Annotated in this window: 9 protein-coding genes and 3 tRNA genes; 6 read left to right on the top strand and 6 right to left on the bottom strand. The window is 71.4% G+C overall.

Going from position 1 to position 11,160, the window contains the following annotated elements; genetic code table 11:
• Positions 1-145: 145 nt before the first annotated feature.
• The 3 genes from ACIRJR_RS35530 to ACIRJR_RS35520 all read left to right on the top strand — a co-directional run bounded on the left by ACIRJR_RS35530 (position 146) and on the right by ACIRJR_RS35520 (position 4,572).
• A complete protein-coding gene (locus ACIRJR_RS35530; RefSeq protein ID WP_403788627.1) occupies positions 146-1,741 on the top strand; it encodes a hypothetical protein in 1,596 nt (531 codons plus the stop codon).
• 290 nt (positions 1,742-2,031) lie between these two features.
• Positions 2,032-3,495, top strand: coding sequence for a N,N-dimethylformamidase beta subunit family domain-containing protein (locus tag ACIRJR_RS35525; RefSeq protein WP_403788625.1), 1,464 nt, complete (start codon positions 2,032-2,034; stop codon positions 3,493-3,495).
• Positions 3,496-3,645: 150 nt separating this feature from the next.
• On the top strand, positions 3,646-4,572 hold the full coding sequence (locus tag ACIRJR_RS35520) for a phosphoribosylaminoimidazolesuccinocarboxamide synthase (protein WP_403788623.1): 927 nt from the start codon (positions 3,646-3,648) through the stop codon (positions 4,570-4,572).
• Positions 4,573-4,614: 42 nt separating this feature from the next.
• On the opposite strand, the gene ACIRJR_RS35515 is transcribed toward ACIRJR_RS35520, so the two are convergent.
• From ACIRJR_RS35515 to ACIRJR_RS35490, 6 genes are all read right to left on the bottom strand, one after another.
• Positions 4,615-4,690: transfer RNA gene (locus tag ACIRJR_RS35515), tRNA-Gly, on the bottom strand.
• 22 nt (positions 4,691-4,712) lie between these two features.
• Entirely contained in the window at positions 4,713-5,336 is a 624-nt protein-coding gene (locus ACIRJR_RS35510; RefSeq protein ID WP_403788621.1) for a response regulator, read from the bottom strand.
• On the bottom strand, positions 5,333-6,586 hold the full coding sequence (locus tag ACIRJR_RS35505; protein ID WP_403788619.1) for a sensor histidine kinase: 1,254 nt from the start codon (positions 6,584-6,586) through the stop codon (positions 5,333-5,335). Before ACIRJR_RS35505 ends, ACIRJR_RS35510 begins: the two co-directional genes overlap by 4 nt.
• 209 nt (positions 6,587-6,795) lie before the next feature.
• Positions 6,796-6,868 (bottom strand) — tRNA-Gly (locus ACIRJR_RS35500).
• Positions 6,869-6,947: 79 nt separating this feature from the next.
• A tRNA-Gly gene (locus tag ACIRJR_RS35495) sits at positions 6,948-7,019 on the bottom strand.
• 152 nt (positions 7,020-7,171) lie between these two features.
• Positions 7,172-7,507: an Lsr2 family protein gene (locus tag ACIRJR_RS35490; protein ID WP_403788617.1), complete on the bottom strand. Its 336-nt coding sequence runs from the start codon at positions 7,505-7,507 to the stop codon at positions 7,172-7,174.
• Positions 7,508-7,895: 388 nt separating this feature from the next.
• Here ACIRJR_RS35490 and purS point away from each other — a divergent pair, with 388 nt between their 5' ends.
• Genes purS through purL form a run of 3 tightly spaced genes read left to right on the top strand, consistent with a single transcriptional unit; the run spans position 7,896 to position 11,070 of the window.
• The gene (gene purS, locus ACIRJR_RS35485; RefSeq protein WP_015610108.1) at positions 7,896-8,147 is read left to right on the top strand and encodes a phosphoribosylformylglycinamidine synthase subunit PurS; all 252 of its coding nucleotides are present in this window, start codon (positions 7,896-7,898) and stop codon (positions 8,145-8,147) included.
• Positions 8,144-8,824 carry a phosphoribosylformylglycinamidine synthase subunit PurQ gene (gene purQ / locus ACIRJR_RS35480; protein ID WP_387398743.1) on the top strand — a complete coding sequence of 227 codons (681 nt, stop codon included), beginning with the start codon at positions 8,144-8,146 and terminating at the stop codon, positions 8,822-8,824. Before purS ends, purQ begins: the two co-directional genes overlap by 4 nt.
• On the top strand, positions 8,821-11,070 hold the full coding sequence (gene purL, locus ACIRJR_RS35475; protein ID WP_403788615.1) for a phosphoribosylformylglycinamidine synthase subunit PurL: 2,250 nt from the start codon (positions 8,821-8,823) through the stop codon (positions 11,068-11,070). The genes purQ and purL overlap by 4 nt, the downstream gene beginning before the upstream one ends.
• Positions 11,071-11,160 lie beyond the last annotated feature (90 nt).

Raw genomic sequence — 11,160 nt, 5'->3', positions numbered from 1 at the left:
GCGGGGGGGGGCCGGGGCGGGGGGGGGGGCGGGGGGGGGCCCCCGCCCGCGCCCCCCCCCCCCCCCCCCCCCCCCCCCCCCCCCCCCCCCCCCCCCCCCCCCCCCCCCCACGGCCCTGGCGATCCTGCCGGCGGGCGCGGCCGTCGTGCTGCTCGTCGCGGGCGCCCAGGGGCACATCGGCCCAGGTGTGTGGTCCACGGTCAGCTGGGCGGTGGCGGCCTGCGCGGTCGTCGTCCTCCTGCTGGCGGCGGCGGTGGCCGTCGCCGTGGCGCGGGCGAGGCCCGCGGTCAGCCCGACCGTGCCGCTCACCGAGGCCGCGGCCCCCGATCTCTACCGGCTGGTCCGTGACCTCGCCGACCGGCTCGACGTCCCGGCGCCGTCCGCCATAGAGCTGACCCCGGACTGCGACAGCTGGCTGGAGGACCGTACGCACCCCGCCGCCCAGCCGGGCGGCAGGAGGCCCGGCGGGACGCGGCGGGGCCGCAGGGTCCCGGCGGCTCCGGTGCTCGTGATCGGCTCGCCGTTCCTGTGGTGGATGAGGGTCGCCGAGCTGCGGGCGGTCCTCGCCCCGGTCGTCGCGGGCACCGGGCCGTCCGCCCACCCCGACATAGCCGCCGCCCGCCGTTTCGTCCGCGGCCTGGACGCGGCGGTGGCCGATGCCGCCGTGCCCGGTCAGGGGTTCGTCCGCAGGATCCCCGCGGCCTTCGTGGGCTGGATCGCCAGGATGCTGCTCCGTGGCTGCCGGGGCCACGCGGCGGAGATGGAGCGCTGCGTCGCCGCCGCCGCGTCGGGGCGCGCCCAGGAGGTGGACTACGGGCTGCGGATCGTCGCCCAGGAGCAGGTCGGGCTGGCCTACGCGGGCTGGGACCGGCTGCTGACCCGGGTGGCGCTGCCGGCCTGGAGGATGGGGCGCTGGCCCTCCAGGCTGGACGCCGGCGTCGTCTCCGCTCTCACCGAGCTCTCCCGGCGGGACCGGCTCGCCGAAGGTTTCACCTCCCGGCTGGGGGAGCGCCCCGCCTGCGATCTGATCGAGGAGCCGGGTGCTGCCGACGAGGCGGCCTCGCTGCTGGCCGCGCGGCTCTTCCACGGCGGTCCGGCCGAGGCCGGACCCGGCTGGGCCCCCGTCGACTGGCAGCAGTACCCGGAAGAGGTCGTGGACCGGAAGTGGCGTACGGAGGCCACCCGCCTGCACAGGGTGCTCGATGCCATGGGGGTGGCGACGAGCGTGTCCGTCGGTGCGCAGGGCGCCGCGGGTACCGGCGGCTCCGCCGTCCCCACACTGGCGCGTGTGATCGACCACCTCGCCACCCCGGGCGCCGACAGCGAGGCCCTCGCGGAGGAGATCGGCGCCGCCCTCGCACACGACGAGGAACAGGCGGCACCGAGGTCCCGTGGCGGTGCTGCCGCCGTGGACGGCGCACCGCCCGCAGCGGGCGCCGATCCCCTCGACCTCTGGGGGCCGGTCCCGCTCCCGCTCTTCCCGCTCCAGCCGCCGCGCACGGGCACGGAACTGCTCGCCGACCACGTCGTGGCGATGGTGTGCTGCGCCGCGGTGGACACGGCGGGCGCCGCGCCCGGGCTCGACTGGCTGGACGGTCCCGCGCTGCTGGTCGACGGCGGCCGCCGGTCGGACCTCGGTGCCCCGGTGCTCAGCCTCGTCGAGGACGGGGACGCGGAGCCGCTGCGGTCCTGGCTCACCGCGGTAGGGGTGCGGACCGACAAACCCGTACGCCTGGGTTGAGGGGTGCGGACCGACAAACCCGTACGCCTGGGTTGAGGGGTGCGGACCGACAAACCCGTACGCCTGGGCTGAGAGGTGCGTGTGGGGTGACGGCCTCCCCGAGTTGAACGGCCGTCCGTCCACCTAGATGGGGAAATGTCCTGAATATCCCCTCAATACGCGGAAGAGCAGGCTCCGTTCCCGTCAATTCGCGACGAACGGTGACGGAGCGCGTGCGTAATGTGATGTGCTGGGGGTGGCGCCGCGATCGGCGCACCAGATGTTTCCGGGGGACGAGGGAGGGGCGCGGGATGGGGGCGGAGCAGATCCGGCGATGGGAATCAGGTGCCCTCGCGCATGCCGTGAGCGACCCCTTCGGACAGGGCCCGCTGCCCTGGCTGCGAGGCAGCGAGAACTACTTCGACGACACCGGCCACGTCGTCCCCTGGTACGCCGATCCTGACCGGCACCGCGGGGGAACGGGCGGCGGCATGCGCACCGCCGACGACGTGCGCCAGCAGATCAAGGGGTTCGTGTCGCCCGGTGCCGCGGCACCCGGCGAGGCGATCGACTTCCACATCACCGTGGACCCGCCCCAGCAGTTCTCCGTGGACGTCTACCGCATCGGGCACTACGCGGGCGACGGCGCTGCCAAGATCACCACCAGTCCGCGCCTCTCCGGCATCGTGCAGCCGGCGCCGCTGGCCGCCGAGCGGACGGTCTCCTGCCATCACTGGTGGCTCTCCTGGCGGCTTCAGATCCCCAGCTACTGGTCGGTCGGCGCCTACGTCGCGGTGCTCACCACCGCCGACGGCCACCGCTCGCACGTCCCCTTCACGGTCCGCGACGACCACCCCGCGGACCTGCTGCTCCTGCTCCCCGACGTCACCTGGCAGGCCTACAACCTCTACCCGGAGGACGGCCGCACCGGCGCGAGCCTGTACCACGCCTGGGACGAGGAGGGCCGGCTGCTGGGCGAGGAGGACGCCGCGGTCACCCTCTCCTTCGACCGCCCCTACGCGGGCGCCGGCCTGCCCCTCCACGTCGGCCACGCCTACGACTTCATCCGCTGGGCCGAGCGCTACGGCTACGACCTCGCGTACGCAGACGCCCGCGACCTGCACGCCGGGCGCATCGATCCCAGCCGCTACCGGGGTCTCGTCTTCCCCGGTCACGACGAGTACTGGTCGGTGCCGATGCGACGCACCGCCGAGCTGGCCCGGGACACCGGCACCTCGCTGGTCTTCCTCTCGGCCAACACCATGTACTGGCAGGTCGGCCTCGGCCCGTCGGCCTCCGGCGTCCCCGACCGCCTGCTCACCTGCCGCAAGCGCCGCGGCCCGGGCAAGTCCGCGCTGTGGCGCGAGATCGACCGCCCCGAGCAGCAGCTCCTCGGCATCCAGTACGCGGGCCGGGTCCCCGACCCCCACCCCCTGGTCGTGCGGAACGCCTCGCACTGGCTGTGGGAGGCCACCGGCGCGGCCGAGGGCGACGAGATCGACGGGCTGGTCGCCGGCGAGGCCGACCGCTACTTCCCGCGCACGGCGCTGCCCGAGCACGAGAGCCGGATGCTGCTCGCGCACTCCCCGTACGCCGACGGCGACGGGGTCACCCGGCACCAGGAGACCTCGCTGTACCGCGCTCCGTCGGGAGCGCTCGTGTTCGCCTCGGGCACCTTCGCCTGGTCCCCGGCGCTGGACCGCCCCGGCCACGTCGACCCCCGCATCCAGCGGGCCACGGCCAATCTGCTCGACCGGATCTGCAAGCGCGACTGAGAAGCGGAATCCCCGCTCCCGACACGGGACGAGCGCTTGTCCGGCCCGGCCGCCGCGCTGCCCCTGTCCACGGGGCGACCCCTGTCGGCAAGGGCTCCGCGCATGCGGGACAATCGGAACGACTCCTGGATCAACCTACGCGGAGGCAGCGTGTCCGGTTTCGTAGAAAAGCCCGAGCCCGTGCAGGTGCCGGGGCTCACCCACCTGCACACCGGCAAGGTGCGCGACCTGTACCGGAACGAGGCGGGCGACCTCGTGATGGTCGCCAGCGACCGCATGTCCGCGTACGACTGGGTCCTGCCCACCGAGATCCCGGACAAGGGCCGCGTGCTCACCCAGCTGTCGCTGTGGTGGTTCGACCAGCTCGCCGATCTCGTCCCCAACCACGTGCTGTCGACGGAGCTCCCCGCCGGGGCACCCGCCGACTGGGCGGGCCGTACCCTGATCTGCCGCTCGCTGCGGATGGTCCCCGTCGAGTGCGTGGCGCGCGGCTATCTGACCGGCTCCGGCCTGGTCGAGTACGACGCGACGCGTACGGTCTGCGGCCTCGGTCTGCCCGAGGGCCTCGTCGACGGATCCGAGCTCCCGGGGCCGATCTTCACCCCGGCCACGAAGGCCGCGGTCGGCGATCACGACGAGAACGTCTCGTACGAGGAGGTCGCCCGTGAGGTCGGCCCCGAGACGGCGGCGGTGCTGCGCCGCACGACGCTGGACGTCTACGGCCGTGCCCGGGACATCGCCCGTGAGCGCGGGATCATCCTCGCGGACACGAAGTTCGAGTTCGGCTTCGCGCCCACCGCGGACGGCGGCGAGGAGCTGATCCTCGCGGACGAGGTGCTGACGCCCGACTCCTCGCGCTTCTGGCCCGCCGAGAGCTGGGAGCCGGGCAGGGCGCAGCCGTCGTACGACAAGCAGTTCGTGCGCGACTGGCTGACCTCCCCGGCCTCGGGCTGGGACCGCCGCGGCGAGCAGCCGCCCCCGGCGCTGCCGCAGGAGATCGTCGACGCCACCCGGGCCAAGTACCTGGACGCCTACGAACTCCTGACCGGTACCAACTGGCCGGCCCAGGGCGTGTGAACGGAAGAAGGCCCCGGTCCTGAGGACCGGGGCCTTCTCGCGTGGAGCGGACGACCAGGTTCGAACTGGCGACCTCAACCTTGGCAAGGTTGCGCTCTACCAACTGAGCTACGTCCGCGTGCGCCGTAGCGCGCTGCTCACTATACCCAACCTCTCTCGCGTGCGAGACGCACCGCCGCATGACGGTTCTCCGCACCGAGCTTGGACACGGCCGCCGACAGGTAGTTGCGCACCGTGCCCTGGGAGAGCGAAGCCCGCTCGGCGATCTCGGCGACCGACGCCCCGTCCGCCGCCAGCTCCAGGAGCTCGGCCTCACGGGCGGTCAGCGGGGAGTTCCCGGCGGAGATCGCGTCGGCCGCCAACTCCGGTTCCACATAGCGGTTTCCGGCGTGCACGGTACGGATGATCTCGGCCAGCCGCCGGGCGCTGACCGTCTTCGGTACGAACGCCCGGACGCCGGCCTCCAGGGCGCGCTTCAGATGCCCGGGCCGGCCGTGGCTCGTCACGATCATGGTCTTGCAGCCGGGCAGTCCGGTACGCAGCGATGTGGCGACCTTCACACCGTCGGCGCCCGGCATCTCCAGGTCCAGGACCGCCACATCGGGCCGGTGCGCCAGGGCCATGGCGAGGGCCTCCGGGCCCGTCGCCGCCTCGGCGACCAGGACGATGTCGTCCTCCAGGGCGAGGAGGGCGGCCAGCGCACCCCTGATCAGGTGCTCGTCGTCGGCGAGCAGCACGCGGACGGGGGCCGTCGCGGATGTCATGTCTTCTCCAGCCGGGAGGGTGCGGTGTTCCGTGGCGAGGGCAGCGGGACGGCCGCGGCCAGATGGAACCGTCCGTCGCCCGTCGGTCCGGCCTCCAGCGAGCCCCCGACCGCGGCCAGGCGTTCCCGGAGCCCGGGGAGTCCTGAGCCGCCCCCTGGGGCGACGTCCCTGCCCGGCGTCACCCCGTCGTTCTCGACCAGCAGCCGGACCCCGTCGCGCCCGGTCTCCAGCTGGATGTCACACCGCTGGGGATCGCCGTGACGAAGCACGTTGGTGGCCGCCTCGCGTACGACCCAGCCGAGCGCCGACTGCACCGTGGGGGGAAGCCGCCCGCCGTCGCCGCGCACGGTGCACTCGATACCGGCTGCCCGCAAGACCCCCTGGGCGCCTTGCAGTTCCGCACCGAGGTCGGCCTCCCGGTATCCCCGCACGATGTCGCGGACCTCCTGCTGGGAGGCGCGCGCGATGCGTTGCACCTCGACCATCTGGTCCAGGGCGGTGGGCTTCCCGCGCTGGGCCAGCTCGACCGCCAGCTCGCTCTTCAGCGCGATCACGGCCAGGTTCCGGCCCAGCACGTCATGCATGTCCCGCCCGAACCGCAGCCGTTCCTCCGCGACCGCCAGCCGGGTCTCCACCTCCTGGGCGCCGTTCAGTCTGGCCATCACTCCCAGGGACCAGGCGGAGAACCGCGTGGTGGTCGCCATCAGGGCGCCCCCGAGGGCGACGCCGAGGAACACGCCCAGCACGGTGGAGCCGTCTCCGCCCGCGAGCGCCACACCGCCGCACAGGCCCGCAGCGGTGACCACCAGGAACAGGGCACCCGCCCACAGGGGCACCACGAGGGTCAGGGAGATCATGAACGGCACGACCACCGCGCCGAGGGCGAGGGGCAGTTCGGCGAACCCCTCGGCCCCGGCGTAGCCCGCCAGAGCCACCACGCCCGACGCGCCGGCGAGGAGCAGTGCGGCCCCGAGGGCGACCAGTCGTCGGTCGACGGACGGCCGGCCGAGGTAGGTGTCGAGCGCGCGGGTCAGCAGGGGCTTCGAGCAGAACGCCTGTCCCAGCGCGGCCAGCACCGTCCCGGCGATCAGCGCGGCAGGCGCGCCCGACTCCCGCACGGGCCGTGTCGCCGAGAGCAGAGCCGGGGGCACGACCGAGATCCACGCCAGGCAGTGGAGGGAACCACGCGTGTAGAGATCGATCTTCCCGAAGCTGCTGCGGCCCTTCCAGCTCCGCACCTGCGTGCCCACCCACACAACGCTTCCCCCTCGGCCCCGTCGGGCTCGGTCACGCGGATCCCGTCGGAACCACCGCTGCACAGCAAACACCGCGAGTGCTGTCCGGGCCAGTGCGGTCAGGGTCATTCGGCCTGGATCCCCCGGCGCCGGCACACCACGTGCGGCGACGACCGGGAAACGTCAAAGGCCCCGGTCGAAATGACCGGGGCCTTTGAATCAAGAGCGGACGACCAGGTTCGAACTGGCGACCTCAACCTTGGCAAGGTTGCGCTCTACCAACTGAGCTACGTCCGCATTGCTACCACTCGGCTTTCACCGGTGGAGCGCTCACCACTCTACCTGATCCACTAGGTGGTCCGGTAAGGCGATGTAGAGCGGGTGACAGGAATTGCACACTGCGCCTTCCCCCTGGAAGGGGGATGTTCTACTACTGAACTACACCCGCACGCTGCGTCGGACCCGGCTTTTCGGCCTTGCCCTTCGGCGTGCTCCAGACTCTAGCCGACCTGCGGGGGTGTTGTGCAAGTCGGCTCCCCGGGGTGTCACCCGCGGCACCTGCGGGCGTCCTACCGGAACGGAACATTCCGGGCGTTGCGCTCAACTGGCGGCGTTGAACGCCTCGTAGACCTTCTTGGGGATCCGGCCGCGCGCCGGCACCTCCATCCGGTGCGAACGGGCCCAGGCGCGTACGGCCGCGGGGTCCGGTGCGAGCGACGTGTGGTGGTACGCCACCGGGGCCTTGCCGCGCTTGCCGGTATTTGTCTGCTTTCGGCCGGCCGTGACGTACGGGGCCAGCGCCTTACGCAGTTTCTCTGCATTGGCGGGATTGAGGTCGATCTCGTACGACTTCCCGTCCAGGGAGAAGGTGACCGTTTCCGCCGCTTCTCCCCCGTCGATGTCGTCGGAGAGCGTGACCACGACGCGCTGAGTCACGGATATCGGTCCTTTCCTGCGGCATCGTCGCGTCTGACATGCGCTGATGCCGGCCTTCCGGCGGCTGGGCGGATACGGATCGACTGGTGTCGACTGTTCCGGGGCAATCGTGCTTTCCCTGGTATTCATTTGTACAGCGGCAGGAGCGGCATTGTGAAGCCCGGCCAATTGCGTCAGCGTGTTGCCCCGGTGCGCACGCATGCAATCGGCGTGAAGATTTTCTCCCCGGACTTTTCCTCCGGATGTCGCGCCCCCGATATCCCGCCGTGATCGGGCCCATCCGATATCTACCCGCGTAGAATTTCGGGCCAGGTACGCTGAGTGGACCCGCGGGGATCTGGGGAACCCCTCGGAGACACAGCCGCACCACACCACATCGGGAGTGCCAGTGGCACGCGTCGTAGTCGACGTCATGCTCAAGCCGGAGATCCTCGACCCGCAGGGACAGGCTGTGCAGCGCGCACTGCCCCGTCTCGGCTTCGAGGGAATCGCGGACGTTCGCCAGGGAAAGCGTTTCGAGCTCGAGGTCGAGGGGCCGGTCGACGACGCCGCCCTCGCCCGCATTAACGAGATGGCCGAGACCTTCCTCGCCAACACCGTCATCGAGGACTTCACCGTCAAGGTGGAGGAGGAGAAGTGACCACCCGTATCGGCGTCGTCACTTTTCCCGGCACGCTCGACGACCAGGACAGCCTGCGGGCCGTGCGGATCGCGGGTGCCGAACCCGTATCCCTCTGGCACCGTGACAAGGACCTCCACCAGGTCGACGCGGTCATCCTGGCGGGCGGATTCAGTTACGGCGACTATCTGCGCGCCGGCGCCATCTCGCGTTTCTCGCCGGTGATGGAGACCGTCATCGAGCAGGCGAAGGCCGGCATGCCGGTCCTCGGTATCTGCAACGGCTTCCAGATCCTGACCGAGGCGCACCTGCTGCCCGGCGCGATGCTGCGCAACAACCACCTCCACTTCATCTGCCGCGACCAGAAGCTGCGGGTGGAGAACGCGGAGACCGCCTGGACCTCGGACTACACGGCGGGCCAGGAGATCTCCGTACCGCTGAAGAACGTGGACGGCCGCTACACCGCCGACGAGCACACGCTCGACGAGCTGGAGGCCGAGGGCCGCGTCGCCTTCCGTTACGCCGACGTCAACCCGAACGGCTCGCTGCGCGACATCGCCGGCATCACCAACGCCGCGGGCAACATCGTCGGTCTGATGCCGCACCCGGAGCACGCCGTCGAGCCGCTGATCGGCACCGGTCGCACCGACGGCCTGGGTTTCTTCACCTCGATCATCAAGAAGCTGGTCAACGCATGAGCCTGGACACGGTCAAGCACGCGGCCGAAACCCCGGACGCCGGACAGCCCTGGAAGGAGCTCGGCCTCAAGGAGGACGAGTACGCCCGGATCCGCGAGATCCTGGGCCGCCGTCCCACCGGCGCCGAGCTCGCCATGTACTCCGTGATGTGGTCCGAGCACTGCTCCTACAAGAGCAGCAAGGTCCACCTCAAGCAGTTCGGCGAGAAGGTCCCCGCCAACGACGCGATGCTCGTCGGCATCGGCGAGAACGCCGGTGTGGTCGACGTCGGCCAGGGTTACGCGGTCACCTTCAAGGTCGAGTCGCACAACCACCCCTCGTACATCGAGCCCTACCAGGGCGCGGCCACGGGCGTCGGCGGCATCGTCCGCGACATCCTGGCCATGGGTGCCCGTCCGATCGCGGTGGTCGACCCGCTGCGCTTCGGTGCGGCAGACCACCCCGACACCCGCCGGGTGCTGCCGGGCATCGTCGCGGGCATCGGCGGCTACGGGAACTGCCTCGGCCTGCCGAACATCGGCGGCGAGGTCGTCTTCGACGCCTGCTACCAGGGCAACCCGCTCGTCAACGCCGGCTGCATCGGTGTGATGAAGCACGAGGACATCCACCTGGCCCAGGCCTCCGGGCCCGGCAACAAGGTGATCCTCTACGGCGCACGCACCGGCGGCGACGGCATCGGCGGCGTCTCCGTGCTGGCCTCGGAGACCTTCGACGACACCAAGCCCACCAAGCGCCCCGCCGTCCAGGTCGGCGACCCGTTCCAGGAGAAGCTCCTCATCGAGTGCACCCTGGAGATCTTCAAGGAGAAGCTCGTCGCGGGCATCCAGGACCTCGGCGGCGCCGGGCTCTCCTGCGCCACGAGCGAGCTGGCCTCCGCGGGCTCCGGCGGCATGCGCGTCGAGCTGGACACCGTGCCGCTGCGCGACTCCTCTCTCTCGCCCGAGGAAATCCTCATGAGCGAGTCGCAGGAGCGCATGTGCGCGATCGTCGAGCCGCAGCACGTGGACCGCTTCATGGAGATCTGCGAGAAGTGGGACGTCATCGCCACCGTCATCGGTGAGGTGACCGAGGGCACGCAGCTGGAGATCTTCTGGCACGGCGAGCAGATCGTGGACGTACCGCCGCGGTCCGTGGCCCACGAGGGCCCGACGTACCACCGCCCGTTCGCCCGCCCGTCCTGGCAGGACGCGCTGCAGGCCGACGACGCCGGGAAGCTGGCCCGTCCGGGAGACGGCGCGGAGCTGCGCGAGCAGGTCCTCAAGCTGGTCGGCTCCCCGAACCAGGCCTCCAAGTCCTGGATCACCGACCAGTACGACCGCTTCGTGCAGGGCAACACCGTGCTGGCGATGCCCGAGGACGCCGGCATGGTCCGGATCGACGAGGAGTCGAACCTGGGCGTGGCGATGGCGACCGACGGCAACGGCCGTTACGCCAAGCTCGACCCCTACACGGGGGCGCAGCTCGCGCTGGCCGAGTCCTACCGCAACGTCGCGGCGTCCGGCGCCAAGCCGCTCGCCATCTCGGACTGCCTGAACTTCGGTTCGCCCGAGGACCCGGACGTCATGTGGCAGTTCGCCGAGGCCACCCGTGGGCTCGCGGACGGCTGCCTGGAGCTGGGCACCCCGGTGACGGGCGGCAACGTCTCGCTCTACAACCAGACCGGTGAGACGGCGATCCACCCGACGCCGGTCGTGGCCGTCCTCGGTGTGATCGACGACGTCACCCGGCGCACGCCGGTCGCGTTCGCCGAAGCGGGCCAGCTGCTCTACCTCCTGGGCGACACCGCGGAGGAGTTCGGCGGCTCCGCCTGGTCGGAGGTCGTCCACCAGCACCTCGGCGGCATGCCGCCCAAGGTCGACCTGGGCCGCGAGAAGCTGCTCGGCGAGATCCTGATCTCGGCCTCCCGCGACGGCATGATCGACGCGGCGCACGACCTCTCGGACGGCGGCCTGATCCAGGCGGTCACCGAGTCCTGCCTGCGCGGCGGGAAGGGCGCCCGGCTGGTCGTCCCGGACGGGCTGGACGCGTTCACCTTCCTGTTCTCGGAGTCGGCGGGCCGCGCGGTCGTGTCGATCCCGCGCAGCGAGGAGCTCCGCTTCAACGACATGTGCGGTGCGCGGGGTCTGCCCGTCGCCCGGATCGGTGTCGTGGACGGCGAGGAGATCGAGGTCCAGGGCGAGTTCAGCATCCCGCTGAGCGAGCTGCGCACGGCGCACGAGGGAACCCTGGAGGGTCTGTTCGCCTAGGTCCCACCTGTACCGAAGCCCTCGTCCGGGTCGACCGGACGGGGGCTTCGGCATTCCCGCGGCACTCGTTGACTGAGATTACGTAATTAC

This window comes from Streptomyces sp. NPDC102402 (assembly GCF_044765765.1).
Lineage (GTDB): Bacteria > Actinomycetota > Actinomycetes > Streptomycetales > Streptomycetaceae > Streptomyces.
The sequence above is the reverse complement of the archived record's forward strand: the minus strand, read 5'-3'. Positions and strand labels throughout refer to the sequence as shown.